Origin of the sequence: Pedobacter sp. MC2016-15 (assembly GCF_026239695.1) — a bacterium.
Classification (GTDB): Bacteria; Bacteroidota; Bacteroidia; order Sphingobacteriales; family Sphingobacteriaceae; genus Pedobacter.
In genome coordinates, this window is sequence record NZ_JAPIVS010000001.1 from 123,208 (window position 1) to 140,578 (window position 17,371).

Annotated in this window: 17 protein-coding genes; 10 read left to right on the forward strand and 7 right to left on the reverse strand. The window is 42.9% G+C overall.

All coding sequences use genetic code 11. The features are described from left to right. Positions 1–30: 30 nt before the first annotated feature. Entirely contained in the window at positions 31–2,313 is a 2,283-nt protein-coding gene (locus tag OQY15_RS00580) for a GH92 family glycosyl hydrolase (protein WP_265786472.1), read from the reverse strand. 178 nt (positions 2,314–2,491) lie between these two features. On the opposite strand from OQY15_RS00580, the gene mnmA reads away from it, so the two are divergent. Next, positions 2,492–3,583, forward strand: a complete 1,092-nt coding sequence (gene mnmA / locus OQY15_RS00585) for a tRNA 2-thiouridine(34) synthase MnmA (protein ID WP_265786474.1) — start codon at positions 2,492–2,494, stop codon at positions 3,581–3,583. A gap of 49 nt (positions 3,584–3,632) precedes the next feature. Here the strand turns inward: mnmA and OQY15_RS00590 are convergent, their stop codons facing one another. Next, positions 3,633–4,151, reverse strand: a complete 519-nt coding sequence (locus OQY15_RS00590; RefSeq protein ID WP_265786476.1) for a glutathione peroxidase — start codon at positions 4,149–4,151, stop codon at positions 3,633–3,635. Positions 4,152–4,380: 229 nt separating this feature from the next. Here OQY15_RS00590 and topA point away from each other — a divergent pair, with 229 nt between their 5' ends. Together topA and OQY15_RS00600 are read left to right on the forward strand one after the other, a co-directional pair. Continuing rightward, positions 4,381–6,984: a type I DNA topoisomerase gene (gene topA / locus OQY15_RS00595; RefSeq protein WP_265786478.1), complete on the forward strand. Its 2,604-nt coding sequence runs from the start codon at positions 4,381–4,383 to the stop codon at positions 6,982–6,984. Positions 6,985–6,987: 3 nt separating this feature from the next. Beyond that, complete coding sequence (locus tag OQY15_RS00600) at positions 6,988–7,392, forward strand: hypothetical protein (protein ID WP_265786480.1); 405 nt, start codon at positions 6,988–6,990, stop codon at positions 7,390–7,392. Between the two features lies 1 nt (position 7,393). Here OQY15_RS00600 and OQY15_RS00605 read toward each other — a convergent pair whose 3' ends face one another. The 4 genes from OQY15_RS00605 to OQY15_RS00620 all read right to left on the reverse strand — a co-directional run bounded on the left by OQY15_RS00605 (position 7,394) and on the right by OQY15_RS00620 (position 9,713). Beyond that, positions 7,394–8,092 (reverse strand): lysoplasmalogenase, encoded by a 699-nt coding sequence (locus OQY15_RS00605; protein WP_265786482.1) that lies wholly within the window; start codon positions 8,090–8,092, stop codon positions 7,394–7,396. Between the two features lie 118 nt (positions 8,093–8,210). Continuing rightward, positions 8,211–8,525, reverse strand: a complete 315-nt coding sequence (locus tag OQY15_RS00610; protein WP_090559919.1) for an RNA-binding protein — start codon at positions 8,523–8,525, stop codon at positions 8,211–8,213. Between the two features lie 117 nt (positions 8,526–8,642). Continuing rightward, positions 8,643–8,888 carry a hypothetical protein gene (locus tag OQY15_RS00615; protein ID WP_265786487.1) on the reverse strand — a complete coding sequence of 82 codons (246 nt, stop codon included), beginning with the start codon at positions 8,886–8,888 and terminating at the stop codon, positions 8,643–8,645. A gap of 54 nt (positions 8,889–8,942) precedes the next feature. Beyond that, positions 8,943–9,713, reverse strand: a complete 771-nt coding sequence (locus OQY15_RS00620; protein WP_265786489.1) for a queuosine precursor transporter — start codon at positions 9,711–9,713, stop codon at positions 8,943–8,945. Between the two features lie 63 nt (positions 9,714–9,776). On the opposite strand from OQY15_RS00620, the gene OQY15_RS00625 reads away from it, so the two are divergent. Genes OQY15_RS00625 through OQY15_RS00650 form a run of 6 tightly spaced genes read left to right on the forward strand, consistent with a single transcriptional unit; the run spans position 9,777 to position 16,298 of the window. After that, complete coding sequence (locus OQY15_RS00625) at positions 9,777–10,922, forward strand: methionine aminotransferase (protein WP_265786491.1); 1,146 nt, start codon at positions 9,777–9,779, stop codon at positions 10,920–10,922. Positions 10,923–10,949: 27 nt separating this feature from the next. Further along, positions 10,950–11,756 (forward strand): nitrilase family protein, encoded by an 807-nt coding sequence (locus OQY15_RS00630; protein WP_265786493.1) that lies wholly within the window; start codon positions 10,950–10,952, stop codon positions 11,754–11,756. Between the two features lie 29 nt (positions 11,757–11,785). Next, complete coding sequence (locus OQY15_RS00635) at positions 11,786–12,820, forward strand: N(4)-(beta-N-acetylglucosaminyl)-L-asparaginase (protein ID WP_265786495.1); 1,035 nt, start codon at positions 11,786–11,788, stop codon at positions 12,818–12,820. Between the two features lie 9 nt (positions 12,821–12,829). Beyond that, positions 12,830–13,570 carry a copper homeostasis protein CutC gene (locus tag OQY15_RS00640; RefSeq protein ID WP_265786497.1) on the forward strand — a complete coding sequence of 247 codons (741 nt, stop codon included), beginning with the start codon at positions 12,830–12,832 and terminating at the stop codon, positions 13,568–13,570. Between the two features lie 30 nt (positions 13,571–13,600). Then, positions 13,601–15,388: a translation elongation factor 4 gene (gene lepA / locus OQY15_RS00645; RefSeq protein ID WP_265786499.1), complete on the forward strand. Its 1,788-nt coding sequence runs from the start codon at positions 13,601–13,603 to the stop codon at positions 15,386–15,388. A 28-nt stretch (positions 15,389–15,416) separates the two neighbouring features. Further along, the gene (locus tag OQY15_RS00650; protein WP_265786501.1) at positions 15,417–16,298 is read left to right on the forward strand and encodes a tetrahydrofolate dehydrogenase/cyclohydrolase catalytic domain-containing protein; all 882 of its coding nucleotides are present in this window, start codon (positions 15,417–15,419) and stop codon (positions 16,296–16,298) included. 3 nt (positions 16,299–16,301) lie between these two features. Here the strand turns inward: OQY15_RS00650 and OQY15_RS00655 are convergent, their stop codons facing one another. Further along, positions 16,302–16,640, reverse strand: a complete 339-nt coding sequence (locus tag OQY15_RS00655; RefSeq protein WP_265786503.1) for a Rieske 2Fe-2S domain-containing protein — start codon at positions 16,638–16,640, stop codon at positions 16,302–16,304. Positions 16,641–16,734: 94 nt separating this feature from the next. Between OQY15_RS00655 and OQY15_RS00660 the strand changes: the two genes are divergently transcribed. Further along, positions 16,735–17,358 carry a 7-carboxy-7-deazaguanine synthase QueE gene (locus tag OQY15_RS00660; protein ID WP_265786510.1) on the forward strand — a complete coding sequence of 208 codons (624 nt, stop codon included), beginning with the start codon at positions 16,735–16,737 and terminating at the stop codon, positions 17,356–17,358. The last annotated feature ends 13 nt before the right edge of the window (positions 17,359–17,371 follow it).

The following is a 17,371-nucleotide window of genomic DNA, read 5'->3' on the forward strand; positions in this document are numbered from 1 at the left end:
CAACAGAATTATTTTATCCGTAGCTGAATATTATCTGGCAGGTTTGCTGCTCATATAAAAAGTAAGCTTTCCACCATTGATCACGTCAGCATGTTTGATGGTATGGTTTGTTACAGGTACCCCATTCAGCAATACCTTCTGTACGTACACATTTTTATCACTCTGGTTGATTGCATCTACGGTGAAAGTCTTTCCGTTCTCCAGGGTTACTTTTGCTGACTTCACTGCCGGACTTCCCAGTGAATATTCATCAGATCCGGGAGCTACAGGATAAAATCCCAGCGAAGAGAAAATATACCAGGCACTCATTTGTCCGCAGTCGTCATTACCACCCAATCCGTCAGGTGCATTCTTATACTGCATCTTCAGGATCATACGTACGCGTGATTGTGTTTTAGCCGGTTGACCCGCCCAATTGTACAGGTACGCTACATGGTGAGCCGGCTCGTTTCCGTGTACATATCCACCGATGATACCTTCGCGGGTAATGTCTTCAGTTTCTGCGAAAAACTCATCAGGCAGATGCATGGTAAACAAAGTATCGAGTCTGCTGGCAAATTTCTTTTTACCACCCATTTTCTCGATCAGTGAGTTTGGATCCTGTGGTACAAAAAAGCTGTAGTTCCAGGAGTTACCTTCAATAAAACCCTGTCCGTGAGTACTCATGGTATCAAACTTTTGCTGAAAAGTTCCGTCCGCAAGTTTAGCGCGCATAAAACCTGTCGAGGGATCAAAGTTGTTCACCCAGTTTCCTGAACGTTTGAGGTACTCCTGATAAATATCTTGTTTATTTAACTTTTTCGCCAGCTGTGCAATACACCAGTCGTCATAAGCATACTCTAAAGTATTGGAAATAGATGTGCCGCTTTTTTCTGCCGGGATGAATCCCTTATCAATATAATATCCTATACCGTCATAATCTCTTTTATTGGATGAAGCAATACATGCCTGCAGTGCTGCCTCCGGATCACCTGTATACACACCTTTAATAATAGCGTCTGTAAGGACAGAAACACTGTGATAACCACTCATGCACCAGTTGTCATTGGCAGAGTTTGACCAGACAGGTAACATCTTTAATGCACTCTGGTCATAGTGTGCCATCATTGATTTTACCATGTCGTTATTGCGCTTAGGCTGGATGATATTGAAAAACGGATGCAAAGTTCTGTAAGTGTCCCAAAGAGAAAAAGTGGTGTAATTGGTAAAACCCTCTGCTTTGTGTACACCCTGATCCAGCCCTTTATACTCGCCGTTCACATCATTATAGGTAGTTGGATTGATAAAGGCATGATACATCGCAGTATAAAAATTCACTTTATCATCCTCAGAGGTGTTTACTGCAATTTTGTTCAGTTCCTTGTTCCACTCTCCCCTGGCCTGCTTCCGTACCTGCTCAAAATCCCATCCCGGGATCTCTGCCTGCATGTTTTCCAGTGCATTCTCCTGGCTCACAGGTGAGATGGCAAATTTGATCTTAATCTTTTCCTGCTCTGTAGTATTGAAATCGAAATACATTCTCAGTTGTTTTGCAGCGAGTTCTGGGAAGTTTTTGCTTTGGTCGAACTTGCCCCAGAAACCACGATATGCCTGCTTGCGATCGTAGTTTTTGGCACCATATGCCTTAAAAGCTTTGGAGAATGACATCGCAAAATATACGGTACGCGTTCTTGCCCAGCCGTTGGTCTGGCGGTATCCTGTGATGAGACTGTCATTGACAACACGAACATAAGTCCATACGTTTTTATCCGGGTAGTTGTAAATGCCAGACATCAGATCGAGGATGATGTGCGACTGATCCGACTTTTTGAAAGTATACTGATGCATTCCTACCCTGTTTGATGCGGTCAGTTCCGCAGTGATCTGATCATCATCCAGCTTCACTTTGTAGTACCCTGCTTCAGCAGTTTCATTCTGGTGTGAAAATGCAGATCTGAATCCCGCTTTAGGATCTGTTGCTGTGCCGGGGTTCAACTGCAGTGCACCCTGTGTGGGCATAATCAGGAAATCGCCCAGGTCTGAGTGTCCGGTTCCGCTAAAATGTGTGTGGCTAAAACCCACAATTGTTTTGTCCTCGTACTTGTATCCGGCGCAATATTTATAAATATCGCCATTGTACTTTCCGTTCAGTTCATATGAAAGCGTATCGGTATCCGGACTAAGTTGTACTGATCCAAAGGGAACTGTTGCACCCGGATAAGTATGTCCCATCTTTTGTGTTCCAATAATAGGTTTCACATATTTCGCCAGGTCCTGCTGTGCAACAGCAAAAAATGGAATAAATAACAAACTGCAAATTAATTTTCTCTTCATTTATACTACGCTTTGTATATTTTTTTAAGCCCCTAATATATTACATTAAGTTTAAAATACTTAAACCTGCACCTAATATCATTTAGTCGTTACACAAACCTGCCTTTTTACAAGTATCTGACGGCCCAAAAACATATTGTTTCAAAAAATCAGTATTTTTGCAGCTTATAAAATTACAATGAGTAAAAGGGGTAGAATTCTGGTTGCCATGAGTGGCGGTGTTGACAGTTCAGTGGCGGCAGTAATGCTGCATGAACAGGGGTACGAAGTAATCGGATTGACGATGAAGACCTGGGACTATGCTACATCGGGCAGCAACAGTAAGGAAACGGGCTGCTGCAGCCTGGATAGTATCAATGATGCCCGTACTTTGGCCGTAAATTATGGTTTTCCGCATTATATATTAGATATCAGAGATGAGTTTGGAGATTATGTTATTGATAATTTCGTAGATGAATATCTCGCAGGACGTACACCAAATCCATGTGTGCTTTGTAATACCCATATCAAATGGGAAGCATTGCTGAAACGTGCGAATAAACTGGATTGCGAATTTATCGCGACAGGCCATTATGCCAATATCAGACAGCATACCAATGGAAGGCATGTGATCTCCAAAGGTTTGGATGAAAACAAGGATCAATCTTATGTACTCTGGGGTGTTTCGCAGGAAAACCTTGCACGTACACAGTTTCCGCTGGGCTCCTTTGCAAAATCAGAAATCAGACAGATGGCGCTGGATATGGGGCAGGAAGAGCTGGCTAAAAAAAGTGAAAGCTATGAGATCTGCTTTGTGCCTGAAAATGATTACCGTTCTTTCCTGAAACATAAAGTTGAAAATCTGGAAGAACGTGTTGCCGGTGGTAACTTCATTACCAGCGACGGTATGGTTGTAGGACAACATAAAGGTTATCCGTTTTATACCATCGGACAGCGTAAGGGCCTCGGAATTGCTTTTGGTGAACCGATGTTTGTGACGCAGATACTTCCGGAAAGTAATACTGTTATGCTGGGAAGAGCCGAGGAACTGGAAAGAGGTGAAGCAATGGTGAGGAATCTGAACCTGATTAAATATGATAGTATTACAGAGCCTATGGATAATGTAATTACTAAGATCAGATATAAAGATGCGGGAATGCTGAGTACAATTGTACAGGAGAAAGATAAAATGCGTGTGGTGTTTGATCACAATGTATCGGCAATCGCACCCGGACAGTCTGCCGTATTCTATGAAGGAAATGATCTCCTGGGTGGAGGGTTCCTAATCTAATAAGATATAAGCAAAAAAAAATCCCATTCTCGAATGGGATTTTTTTTTGCTAAAGGTTTTTGGTAATCTCAGTGCTCATCGGGACTACCTTTGAACGGAAGCGGTGTACCAGCTGTCCCTTCTCATTGATCAGGAACTTCTCAAAGTTCCAGTTGATGTCACCTGTGAAGTCAGGATTTGCTGCAGTAGTCAGATATTTGAAAATCGGATTAATGTCATTTCCTTTCACACTTACTTTCTCACTTAATAAAAAAGTAACCCCAAAATTCTTTTTACAGAAATCCTGAATCTCTGTGTTGGTCGCCAATTCCTGACCGCCAAAGTTGCCCGCAGGGAAGCCAATCAATACAACATCATTACCGTATTGCTTATGCAACTTTTCCAGGTCCTCATACTGTGGCGTGTACCCACATTTTGAAGCGGTATTGACAATTAGAATTTTTTTGCCCTTAAATTTTGATAACTTAACTTCTTTGCCGTCAATAGTTTTGAAGCTGTAGTCATAAATGCTGGCAGGTGGCGCCACAGGCGAAAATAATAAACTGAAGAGGATAATTAATAGGTTCATGGTCTTTGAATTTTATTGTTAAAACGAAGATATGTACAAAAAATATATACATATATAATTATACAGTAAACTTATGATTTCAGCACCAATATTATTGCAAATAGAGCCTTCAGTTTTGCTTGATATGCAAATATTTTAAAAAGGCCAAATGACCCTATTTCACATTTATTCTCGATAGAATTTGGATTATAGGCTTAATTATAGTTTTATTTGCAGAAAAACGTTCTGAATGGCCAAAAATTTATTAATAGTTGAATCACCGGCGAAAGCAAAAACAATAGAAGGGTATTTAGGTAAAGATTTTCTCGTTAAATCCAGCTACGGTCACATTCGTGACCTGGTTAAGGGCGATATGGGGATCGATACCGGAAATGACTTTGCCCAAACCTATGAGGTGCCTGCTGATAAAAAGCAAGTCGTAGCTGAACTTAAAAAACTAGCCAAGGATGCCGAAATGGTATGGCTGGCATCCGATGAGGACCGTGAGGGTGAAGCGATTTCGTGGCACCTTTACGAGACGCTGGGATTAAAAGAGAATAAAACAAAACGCATCGTATTTCACGAGATCACAAAGCCGGCAATATTAAAGGCGATTGAATCTCCGAGAACTATCGATTATAACCTGGTGAATGCCCAACAGGCAAGACGAGTATTGGATCGTCTGGTGGGTTTTGAACTTTCACCTGTCTTATGGAAAAAGGTTAAACCATCGCTTTCTGCAGGTCGTGTACAGTCAGTAGCTGTGCGACTCATTGTAGACAGGGAGCGCGAGGTAAACAAATTCAACGCAGCAGCGGCTTTCAAAATTACTGCCCGCTTCAGTACTGGTAAAGGAAAAGAAATCGTCAAAGCAGAATTACCACAACGCTTCGAAAAGGAAGCTGACGCAGAGAAATTCCTTAACGATTGTATCAATGCCAGTTTTAAGATCAGCAGCCTGGAAACAAAACCGGCGAAGCGTAATCCTGCAGCTCCATTTACTACCTCTACCCTGCAGCAGGAAGCATCCAGGAAACTGGGCTTTCCCGTATCCAGGACCATGCAGGTAGCACAACGCCTGTACGAAAGTGGAAAGATCACTTACATGAGGACAGATTCAGTAAACTTATCTGAGACGGCCCTTACAGCTGCAGCAAACGAGATCAATTCTGCGTATGGTGAGAAGTATCATCAGCCAAGAACATATAAAACTAAATCCGCAGGTGCTCAGGAAGCGCATGAGGCCATCAGACCTACCTACTTTAATCAGCATACCGTTACCGGCGATAATTCCGAGCAGCGCCTGTATGAGCTGATCTGGAAACGTGCCATCGCATCGCAGATGAGCGAGGCCCTCTTTGAAAAAACTACTGCACATATTGCTGTAAGCTCGAGAGCAGAACACCTCGTAGCTGAAGGTGAAGTAATGAAGTTTGACGGTTTTCTCAAGGTCTACCTGGAATCCAGTGACGATGAAGAAGCTGAAGACAGCGACAATGAAAATATTCTTCCTCCCCTGAGCCGGGGACAGGAACTCCTGCTTAAAGCAATGAACGCTACGGAACGTTTCTCACGTCCGCCGGCAAGATATACAGAAGCCAGTCTGGTGAAGAAACTGGAGGAGCTCGGAATCGGCCGCCCCTCTACTTATGCACCAACAATATCCACGATTCAGAACCGTGGTTATGTCGTAAAAGAAGACAGAGACGGAAGAAACCGTTCTTTCGGTTCGATTGTACTGGAGGATGGCAAAGTAACCAAGACGGTTAAGACAGAAATTACCGGAGCTGAAAAAGCCAAGTTATTCCCTACTGATATTGGCGAAGTTGTAAATGATTTCCTTGTAGAGCACTTTAAAGGTATTGTTGACTTTAACTTTACCGCCAGCGTAGAGAAAGAGTTTGACGAAATTGCCCAGGGTTTGCAGGACTGGACAAAGATGTTACACGCATTCTATACTCCTTTCCATAAAGAAGTTGAAGTAACAACAGAAACCGCTGAGAGGGCAAATGGTGAGAGGCTGCTGGGCGTAGATCCTGCAAGTGGCAGAAATGTATATGCCAAAGTAGGAAAGTTTGGACCATTGGTACAAATCGGGCAGGTTGACGACGAAGAAAAACCAAAATATGCCAGTCTGATGAAATCTCAGTCTGTAGCCACAGTAACTCTCGAAGACGCCCTGGAACAATTCAGATTGCCTTTTCACCTCGACAACTATAAAGATCAGGAAGTTTCTGTTGGTGTAGGACGCTTTGGTCCCTATGTGAAATGGGGTGAAACTTATATCTCCATTCCCAAGAATGAAGATCCACTTACGGTAGACCAGGCACGTGCAGAAATAATCATCAATGAAAAAATAACAGCTGATGCTCCTGTAGCCCATTACGATGGATTGCCGGTGACTAAAGGTACAGGCAGATTCGGACCTTTTATCAAATGGAACAATTTGTTTATCAACGTACCTAAAGCTTATAATTTTGATAACCTTTCAGACAATGATATCAGGGAACTGATTGCTAAAAAAGTTGAAAAGGAATCTAACCGCTTCATACAGCAATGGCCGGAAGATAAAATAGCTATTGAAAACGGAAGATGGGGAGCTTTTATTCGTTTTGGTAAAGACATGCTTAAATTAGGCAGAAACCCGGTTACCAATGAGAAATATACACCAGAAGAACTGACTGTACTTTCTCTGGACGAAGTGAAAAAATTAATTGTAGAACAGGTGCCAAATGCCTTTGAGCCAAAAGCAAAAAAGAAAGCTGCTGCCGGCACCAAAGCCAAAGCTGCAGGTACGAAAGCGGTAGCTAAAAAAGCTCCTGCTAAAAAGAAGGCTGTTGCGAAAAAGAAATAAACTATGAAGAAGGATCTGCCTGAAAATATTGTTGAAGACATGGCCATGGCAGTGGTCCTGATGAATGAAACACCGGAAATTAAGAACTGGACGGTATATCTGGTAAATCTGAAAGAAGTTCAGATCGACAATGTTCTGATCAGTTCCAAAGGTTACGGTGAAAAGGATGGCAGAATGGTTAAGACCTCTGTTCTGCGTCATTTTCTTGGAGATATCCCGGCGAATTCTTTCAAAGGCGTAGAGGCAATTGATACAGAAGTTTTTGGTTTAACCAATGAGTATTGGTTGAGCTATTACATCAACGGTGTCATTTACGATAAGAAGTTTATCTTTTTGCCGGAAAGTATTGTTGACGAAAACCTGATTCGTATTCCCCTGGTGAACAAACCCGGGGTAATGATCAAATAATTTATAAAGGGGTTTGAGTGTGAATAAGTTTTCGCTCTACCCCTCCTGTAATGATCAGTCCTTGTGCAATCATATAGGTTGCACTGATCAGCATATCTGCATGTGCAAAAGGCATTACGAAATGTAACTGCGCCATCAGCGCATCAGTCAGGATAAAAAAGATCACTCCCGCCAGTATAAGGTTAAAACTGAGTCTATTTACACGCTGGTTTCTGAATACAGCCATCATCACCATTAAAGCACCTGTAAACACGAAAATCAATACCGGTAGTTTCAATATGGGCAAATGTGGTCGCAGGTAAATATAAAAGCCGGTAAAAGCTACGGCGCAGACAGCAATTGCGATCCTCGCTCCTTTTTTATCCAGTTCTTTTGCAGAAAGAAAATCCAGGTAGAAAGCACTGATATAAAAAATATGACAGATAAGGAAAGCTGCCAGTCCATAAAGAAACCACGATGGATTATAATCCATTAGCATCAGTAAAGTATCTCCTGTAAGGGCAAACACCAGTCCCGTAAATAATCTTTGATGAAAACGTCCTTTGAGTTTTGTTGATAAACAGAGAAAGACAAGCAGAACCAGGGATATACATGGCTTAACTGCAAAATTCAATCTTGACCAGTGCCAGTATTCTGCTGCAAGGACAAGAATGAAAACCAGTGCATAAGCCAGTTTAAATACCGGATATTTTTTCAGCATAAAAACTTAGCTATAATACAATGACATCACCAGAAAAAGATAAGAACAAGGAATTTTTTATTAAATCATTCCTTGTTCTCTATGTGATGATAGAAAATCAATCTAAAGGAAAAGCTGATTAGTAGCTTCTTTCCCTGTTGTTGTTGTTGCGTTTAAAACCGCCACCGCCAGCGTTTCCGCCACCAGTACCTGGTTTTTCCTGTGCTTCGGCAACTTTGATCCGGTTTCCGTTGTAATCACCACCGTTCATTCTCTTAATCGCTTCTTTAGCCTCTTCGTCTACTGGCATCTCTACGAAACCAAAACCACGACTCTGACCAGTTTCACGATCTTTGATAATTCTAAGTGATTTTACCTGACCGAAATCGCCGAACACGGCTGTTAATTCATCTTCCCCTACTTCTAAAGGAAGGCCTGTAATAAATATCTTCATTAATGTCTAAAAGTTTTCCTCAAAGGTACAAAAATCATACCTCTTATTTACTATGGATTGTAAGGAATCAGTAAAAAATTCGATTATTTTGAATTTTATCCTGGGACGCGTTTTTTATTAACTCATAATAGCACCCGGGAGTACCTCAAAGGTCCTTTCCATGCAGAAATCTCTTCCATCATAATTCCATTCCAGAACTACTTTCCAGGAACCATCCGGGATATCCACGATCGGAATCACAAGTGAACCGTCTTCATTACTGCGCAAAAATTGGATGTGATGTTTAAGATCCGGGTCAGATAAACAGCTAAAAAAAACTTTTACAGCTACCGGGTGGTCGAAACAAAAAGTCAGGCTTTTCATAATTGAAGTTCTAATATAGCTGATAACAACCCATTAGTCTGCAATGTTTTAAAATTATTCTCGGCCTGCCATCTTCACCAGTTTTCCCGCAAGGTCCTTTCCAAGGTAACTGTCAATGATCGCGTGTGCCACGTAAAGTAATGGAGTCATTAGAATGGCCACCAGAAATTTGTAGGTATAATTAACCAGTCCGATGGCGGCAACCATTTGCCAGCTCCAGTGATATTGGGGATTGAGATAGAACGCAATAAATATGACTACAAAACTATCAATCAATTGAGACACCAGCGTTGATCCTGTAGAACGCAGCCAGAGCGCCCGCTCCCCTGTGATCTTCTTGATACGGTGAAAGATCAGCACATCAGCAATCTGCCCTACGAGAAAGGCAACGATAGAGCCTACGATGATCCACATTCCCTGCCCAAATATTCCTGAGAATGCATTGTTCATATTCAGGTCCTCTCCGTTAATATTCTGATGCACCCAGAAATCTGAAGCCGGCAGGTTTGTAGCACCCCAAAGTACCACAAAAGCGAATGCAATCAATATGGAGGTGAGTACAGACAGGAATCGAACTTGTTTTACACCAAAATATTCATTGATGATATCCGTCATGATGAAGATGATGGGCCATGTGAGTACACCGGCTGACATGTTAAAAGAAAGATTGGGAACCCCCAGTAAGTTGATGTCAAAATGTTTGATACCCAAGGTACCTTCAACACTAAAGATCTTAACCCCAATAAATTCAGAAAGAATAGCGTTGGCTACGAAGAAAGTTGCTAACACGAGCAGCAGCCTGCTCTCCTTTGTTTTAAAAGTCATAGTTCATGAAATTATTAAATAAATCGCATATTCCGGTACGTTTTTTTATAATTTCGTATTTACATGATAGCTACTTATTCGAAACTCCCGGGTACATCTACCAGTATTTTTTCTGTAATGTCTCAGTTAGCAGCAGAACATAATGCCATTAATCTTTCTCAGGGCTTTCCTGATTACGATTGCGATCCCAAACTGATCAGTCTGGTTGCAGAAGCGATGAAAAGCGGATACAATCAATATGCTCCTATGGCTGGTATTTCCTCTTTAAGAACACTCATCGCAGATAAAGTAAATGCTCAGTATGGCTCAGATTACAATCCGGATACAGAGGTCACGATTACCGCGGGTGGTACACAAGCGATCTTTACTGCTTTAACGGCCTGCATTCAGCCAGGCGATGAAGTAATCATTTTCGAACCGGCATATGATGCTTATGCACCGATTATCAAGTCGCTCGGAGGATTGGTGAAATCTTATGAAATGGCTCCTCCAGATTACAGCATAGATTGGGAAATGGTGAAAAAGCTCTTTACTTCCAGTACAAAGATGCTGATCCTGAACAGCCCCCATAACCCTACCGGAACAACGCTGAAGGACGAGGACATCAGAGCACTCATCAAACTTGTAAAAAATAATGACGTACTGATCATGAGCGATGAAGTTTACGAGCATCTGATTTATGACGGGGAAAAACACCATTCCCTGGCGATGTATCCTGAACTGAAAGAACGTACATTTATAGCTGCATCGTTTGGGAAATTACTGCATGCCACTGGTTGGAAAACGGGTTACTGTCTGGCACCTGAAAATCTCATGAAAGAGTTCCGGAAAATTCATCAGTTCAACGTGTTCAGCGTAAACACTCCGATGCAGGTGGGCATCGCCAATTACCTGCAGGACCCTTCTGTCTACCTGGGTCTGGCCGATTTTTTCCAGCAAAAACGCGATCTGTTTCGCAGCTTGCTTGCTGAGACCAAATTTAAATTGTTACCTTGTAAAGGCTCCTATTTTCAGTGCGTAACCTATGATCATTTCAGTGATGAAGCAGATACTGACATCGCGATGCGACTGATCACAGATTTCGGGGTGGCATCGATACCTGTTTCTGCATTTTATATGCGAAATACAGACCATCATGTGTTGCGTTTTTGTTTTGCGAAGAAGCAAGATACCTTAGAAAAATCCGTTGAAAGGTTAATGAAAGTATAATTTACACCTCTCTTACCTATTTATTATATGGAAAGTTTAAATTCTCTCAATATCAATAATCTTAAAGTCACCATTTTTCAGGCTTATTTATTTTGGGAAAATGTTGACAAGAATCTGCAGAATATATCCCTGCGCTTATCAATGGGCGTTAAGGAAAAAACAGATCTGATCGTACTTCCAGAGATGTTCAATACAGGTTTCAGTATGAATGCACTGGAACTGGCAGAAGAGATGGACGGCAAGACGATGAGCTGGATGGCCCAGGCGGCAAAAAGATATGAATGTGTGGTAACCGGCAGTCTGATCATTCAGGAAGACGGACATTTTTATAACAGGATGATCTGGATGTTGCCTTCAGGAGAATACCAGCAGTACGATAAACGGCATCTGTTTGGAATGGGCGAAGAAGACCAGACCTATACTGCGGGACAGGACGAGGTGATTGTAGATCTGAAAGGCTGGAAAATCAGGCTGGCAATATGTTATGACCTCAGATTCCCCGTTTATCTGCGCAATCACGATGCGGCTTATGATATCCTGCTGATCATCGCCAGCTGGCCCGACAAACGGATTGCGCACTGGAAGGCACTGATTCCGGCCAGGGCAATTGAAAACCAAAGTTATGTCATTGCTGTAAACCGTGTTGGACACGATGGCAATGAAATTTATCATAGTGGTCATTCCATGTGTATCGACGCCTATGGAAATACTGTATATTATAAGCCTGAAGATGAAGATCTGTATACCTTTAGTATCAATTACGAAGAGATGGTCAAAATCAGGCAGAGCTTTCCCTTTTTAAAGGATGCGGACAACTTTACTCTCAACCAATAACACAAAATACCAGAAACAATTAACCTTTTATGTTCGACCGTAGAAAATTTATTAAATCATCTGCGATCTCTGCTTCTTTGCTGGCAATCGGCAAAAGTGGTATCGCCAATATTATCCCCGCTCCGTTACATACTGCTGAAACAAAACCATTGGTCATTTCTACCTGGGATTTCGGTATCGCCGCAAATCAGGCTGCCTGGAAGGTACTTTCTGCGGGTGGACCTGCCCTTGATGCGGTAGAAAAAGGTGTGCAGGTGCCGGAGTCGGATCTGAAAAATCAGTCGGTTGGACGTGGCGGACTGCCTGACCGCGATGGAAAGGTGACTTTAGATGCGTGCATCATGGATTTTGAAGGTAACTGCGGTTCGGTAGCAGGTCTGGAACATATTGAACACGCCATTTCCGTGGCCAGAATGGTGATGGAAAAGACGCCACACGTGATGCTCGTTGGCGATGGTGCCTTGCAGTTTGCACTGGAAAATGGATTTAAAAAGACCAACCTTTTGACGCCGGAAAGTGAAAAAGCCTGGAAGGAATGGTTAAAAACGGCCAAATATGCGCCGGTAATGAACATAGAGAATAAATTATACGATAAGGCGTCTCCTACCCGCCTGCCGGGTAATCAATACAACCATGATACAATTGGTATGCTGGCGCTGGACGCGAAAGGTAATTTATCCGGTGCCTGTACAACCAGTGGTATGGCCTACAAGTTACATGGCCGTGTGGGCGACAGCCCGATTATTGGTGCGGGACTATACATTGATAATGAAGTTGGCGGCGCTACTTCAACAGGAGTAGGCGAAGAAGTAATCAGGAATGTAGGCAGTTTCCTTGTAGTGGAGCTGATGCGTCAGGGTTATCCTCCTGAAGAAGCCTGTAAAGAGGCTGTGATGCGTATCATCAAAAAGAAACCCGCAAAAGCAAAGGAGATACAGGTAGGTTTTCTGGCACTGAACAAGAAAGGACAATACGGAGCCTATGCCATTCAGCAGGGTTTCAGCTATGCCGTTTGTAATGAAGAAAACCAAAGTTTACTGATTCCCGGAAAAAGTTATTATTAAATACAGCTTATGATTGAAATGGAAGTTTGCGCCAACTCTGTTACCTCTGCCATAGAGGCTCAGTTGGGTGGTGCAAAACGCGTCGAACTATGTGCCAGCCTTACCGAGGGTGGCACTACACCGAGTTACTCGGAGATTGTCATGTCCAAAAAGATGCTTGATATCGAAGTGTACCCGATTATCAGGCCGCGTGGCGGAGACTTCCTTTACTCTGCGCTGGAATTTGAGCTCATGAAGGAAGATGTGCGTCTCTGTAAATCGCTCGGTTGTGAGGGAATCAGCACGGGAATCCTCACCAGTGATGGAAAGGTGGATAAAATCCGCTGTGCAGAGTTATTTGAACTGGCAAGTCCCATGAAAGTGACTTTTCACCGGGCTTTTGATATGACAGATAACCTGGAGGAGGCATTGGAAGATATCATTGCTCTTGGGGCTGTGAGGATACTCACGTCCGGCGGAAAATCTTCTGCATTGGAGGGGGCTGCTGTACTTTCAAAACTGATTGAACAGGCAGATGGACGCATCAGTATCATGCCCGGAGCAGGTGTGAATATCAATAATCTCGCAGAGATTATCAGCATCACCGGAGCTAAAGAATTTCACGCCTCGGCAAGGCTTGTTGTGAGCAGTGATATGACGTACCGGAATGATGCGTTGAATATGGGCGCAGATGCGGATGAATACAGCACAACGCTGACAAATGCCGGATTGGTCAAAAAATTATTGGAACTGGCAAACAGTGCGGAATAGTCAAGCGAATATTCTATATTTGCGGCACTGATGAAGCACATACGTAATTTCTGCATAATTGCACATATTGATCACGGGAAGAGCACTCTGGCCGACCGTTTATTAGAATATACAAACACAATCACTCAGCGCGAGTCTCAGGCTCAGCTGCTGGATGATATGGATCTGGAACGTGAGAGAGGTATTACCATTAAAAGTCACGCCATCCAGATGGAGTATCTCTTCGAAGGTGAGACTTATATCCTCAACCTGATCGATACCCCCGGACACGTGGATTTCTCTTACGAGGTTTCCCGTTCCATCGCCGCCTGCGAGGGCGCTTTACTAATTGTAGATGCTTCGCAGGGTATCCAGGCACAAACGATTTCAAATCTTTACCTTGCCCTGGAGCACGACCTGGAAATTATCCCTATCCTGAATAAAATGGACCTTCCCGGAGCTATGCCAGAGGAGGTGAAAGACCAGATCATTGACCTGATCGGATGTAAGAGAGAAGATATCATTCCTGCTTCCGGAAAAACCGGATTGGGTGTTCACGATGTGCTCCGTGCAATTGTAGAACGCGTTCCTGCACCTATTGGAAATCCCGAAGGTGAATTGCAGGCGTTGATTTTTGACTCTGTATTTGATTCTTTCCGCGGTATCGTGGCTTATTTTAAAGTATTGAACGGAGAGATCCGTAAAAAAGATAAAGTTAAATTTGTTGCTACAGGCAAAGAATATATCGCTGAGGAGGTTGGTACACTGAAGCTGAAGCAGTCACCAAAAGACGTGATTAAAACCGGTGATGTAGGTTATATTATCTCAGGAATCAAAGAGGCACGTGAAGTTAAGGTTGGTGATACTATCACCCATAAAGACCGCCCTAGTCTGGAACCGATTAAAGGTTTCGAGGAAGTAAAACCCATGGTTTTCGCAGGGATCTATCCGGTAGATACGGACGAGTTTGAGGAACTGAGGGAAGCGATGCATAAGCTGCAGCTGAACGATGCTTCAATCGTTTTTGAGCCTGAATCATCTGCGGCGTTGGGCTTTGGATTCCGATGTGGTTTCCTGGGCATGTTGCATATGGAGATCATCCAGGAACGTTTAGAGCGTGAATTTGATATGACGGTGATCACTACGGTGCCCAACGTATCCTATCAGGCCATGACTACAAAAGGTGAATTGATCATTGTCAATAACCCTTCCGATCTTCCTGATCCAAGTAAGATGGAATATGTGGAAGAACCTTATATTAAAGCCAACATTATCACGAAATCTGAATTTGTAGGTCCGGTGATGTCATTGTGTATTCAGAAACGAGGAATCATCGTGAACCAGTCTTACCTGACATCAGACCGCGTTGAACTGGTATTTGAAATCCCTATGGGAGAGATTGTATTTGACTTTTATGACCGCCTTAAAACGATCTCTAAAGGATATGCCTCATTCGACTACCACCAGATCGGTTACCGCAAATCTGACCTCGTTAGATTAGATATATTGCTGAACTCAGAACCTGTTGATGCATTGTCATCGCTGATTCACCGCAGTAATTCTTATGATTTCGGAAAAAGAATCTGTGAGAAATTGAGGGAACTGATTCCGCGTCAGCAGTTTGAGATTATTGTTCAGGCTTCAATAGGTGCTAAAATCATTGCCCGCGAAACCGTGAAAGCATTGCGTAAGGATGTTACTGCCAAATGTTATGGTGGTGATATTTCCCGTAAGCGTAAGCTGTTGGAGAAACAGAAAAAAGGTAAAAAACGTATGCGCCAGGTAGGAAATGTGGAGATCCCGCAAACTGCGTTTATGGCGGTACTGAAATTAGATTAATCGAAAGCAATATTATATAGGAGCTCACATGCAATTACTGGACGGAAAATTCGCATCAGAAAAGATTAAATTGGAGATTGCTGCAGAGGCTGCAGAATTTTATCAGCAGACAGGCAGAAAACCGCATTTACTGGCTATTCTGGTAGGAAATGATGGTGGAAGTGAAACGTATGTTGCCAGCAAGATGAAGAACTGCGAAAAAGTGGGTTTTGAATCTTCCCTGGTTAGATATGATAACGATGTTACTGAAGAAGAACTGATAAAAAAAGTTCTGGAAATCAATGCTGATGCAGGGGTTGACGGGATGATTGTACAGTTGCCTCTTCCAAAACATATCGATCCCGAGAAAATTACTGAAGCTATTGATTACCGTAAGGACGTGGATGGTTTTCATCCGGTAAACCTGGGTCGTATGATGCGTAACCTGCCATGTTTTATTCCGGCAACACCTTATGGGATTTTGCTGATGCTGCAGGCTTATGGGATTGATACCACCGGAAAACATTGTGTAGTTGTTGGCCGCAGTAATATTGTGGGCAGCCCAATGAGTATCCTGATGGCGCGTAACGCTAATCCCGGAAACTGTACTGTAACGCTTACCCACAGCAGAACAGCCAATCTCAAAGAGATGGTGCTACAGGGAGATATTGTGGTAGCTGCAATAGGAAAGAAAAACTTTGTAACTGCAGATATGGTGAAACCAGGTGCGATCATTATTGACGTAGGTATCAACAGGGAGAGCTCTGAGACTACAAAATCAGGATATAAATTGTATGGTGATGTGGATTTCGAGAACGTAGCTCCCCTTGCATCATGGATTACTCCTGTTCCGGGTGGAGTTGGCCTGATGACGATTGTGGGATTATTGAAAAACACACTGGCATCTGCAAAGAAAGAAATTTATCAGTAAGGATTAACCAAAGAATCTGCTGAACAGGCTTTTTCGAAAGCCTGCATAGACCCCATCATTCTCTACGCGGACAGGATAGATATTGATATAATCTCCCTGTCCCGCTGCGCCCCTGCCATTCTCCAGGTGATAACTATACCTATGGATCGGGCAGATCAGCATGCCTTCCTTACACCAGCCACCGCTCAGAATCCCGCCGGCATGCGGACAGGTATTTTGTACCAGATGAATTATTCCATCATGCCTGAGCAGGCAGAGCTTTTTTCCGGCAACTACAACCTGGCGGATAAAATCACCTTCCGGAATTTCTTCTTCAATTTTATACCAATGCAGATCGGCCATCAGGGATAATGTTCACAGATTAGTCATTAAACAAGCCTAATATACAGATATTCGCTTTTCCCGTATATATTTTCTTTAACTTCGCGAAATTAATATGGCACACAATATTCCCGCTGACGGCACATTGCTTCCTTTGATGGAAGAGTTTTACACTATACAGGGTGAAGGTTTTAATACAGGCAAAGCTGCCTACTTTATCCGTTTAGGAGGATGTGACGTGGGTTGCCATTGGTGCGATGTGAAGGAAAGCTGGGACGCGGAACTTCATCCTTTAACGGCTGCTGATGCTATCGCTGAAAAAGCAGATACCTTCCCTGGTAAAGCTGTAGTGATTACTGGTGGTGAGCCATTGATCTATAATATGGATTATCTCACGAAAAAGCTTCACGAAAGAAATATCCTGACTTTTATTGAAACGTCTGGTGCCTACCCGCTGTCTGGCGACTGGGACTGGATCTGTCTTTCTCCAAAAAAGTTTAAAGCTCCACGACCGGATATCACTCCTTTCGCCAATGAGTTAAAGGTCATTGTGTTTAACAAAAGTGACTTTGAATGGGCAGAAAAGTATGCAGAAACGGTATCCCCGAGCTGTAAATTATATCTGCAACCAGAATGGTCAAAGTCTAAGGAGATGACACCGCTTATCATTGATTATGTAATGGCAAACCCTAAATGGGAAATTTCACTGCAGACGCATAAGTACCTGAATATTCCTTAAATACCTTCTTGCT

Coding starts and splice junctions, on each gene's coding strand:
- OQY15_RS00580 (WP_265786472.1), bottom strand. CDS start 2,313: ATGAAGAGAAAATTAATTTGCAGTTTGTTATTTATTCCATTTTTTGCT.
- mnmA (WP_265786474.1), top strand. CDS start 2,492: ATGAGTAAAAGGGGTAGAATTCTGGTTGCCATGAGTGGCGGTGTTGAC.
- OQY15_RS00590 (WP_265786476.1), bottom strand. CDS start 4,151: ATGAACCTATTAATTATCCTCTTCAGTTTATTATTTTCGCCTGTGGCG.
- topA (WP_265786478.1), top strand. CDS start 4,381: ATGGCCAAAAATTTATTAATAGTTGAATCACCGGCGAAAGCAAAAACA.
- OQY15_RS00600 (WP_265786480.1), top strand. CDS start 6,988: ATGAAGAAGGATCTGCCTGAAAATATTGTTGAAGACATGGCCATGGCA.
- OQY15_RS00605 (WP_265786482.1), bottom strand. CDS start 8,092: ATGCTGAAAAAATATCCGGTATTTAAACTGGCTTATGCACTGGTTTTC.
- OQY15_RS00610 (WP_090559919.1), bottom strand. CDS start 8,525: ATGAAGATATTTATTACAGGCCTTCCTTTAGAAGTAGGGGAAGATGAA.
- OQY15_RS00615 (WP_265786487.1), bottom strand. CDS start 8,888: ATGAAAAGCCTGACTTTTTGTTTCGACCACCCGGTAGCTGTAAAAGTT.
- OQY15_RS00620 (WP_265786489.1), bottom strand. CDS start 9,713: ATGACTTTTAAAACAAAGGAGAGCAGGCTGCTGCTCGTGTTAGCAACT.
- OQY15_RS00625 (WP_265786491.1), top strand. CDS start 9,777: ATGATAGCTACTTATTCGAAACTCCCGGGTACATCTACCAGTATTTTT.
- OQY15_RS00630 (WP_265786493.1), top strand. CDS start 10,950: ATGGAAAGTTTAAATTCTCTCAATATCAATAATCTTAAAGTCACCATT.
- OQY15_RS00635 (WP_265786495.1), top strand. CDS start 11,786: ATGTTCGACCGTAGAAAATTTATTAAATCATCTGCGATCTCTGCTTCT.
- OQY15_RS00640 (WP_265786497.1), top strand. CDS start 12,830: ATGATTGAAATGGAAGTTTGCGCCAACTCTGTTACCTCTGCCATAGAG.
- lepA (WP_265786499.1), top strand. CDS start 13,601: ATGAAGCACATACGTAATTTCTGCATAATTGCACATATTGATCACGGG.
- OQY15_RS00650 (WP_265786501.1), top strand. CDS start 15,417: ATGCAATTACTGGACGGAAAATTCGCATCAGAAAAGATTAAATTGGAG.
- OQY15_RS00655 (WP_265786503.1), bottom strand. CDS start 16,640: ATGGCCGATCTGCATTGGTATAAAATTGAAGAAGAAATTCCGGAAGGT.
- OQY15_RS00660 (WP_265786510.1), top strand. CDS start 16,735: ATGGCACACAATATTCCCGCTGACGGCACATTGCTTCCTTTGATGGAA.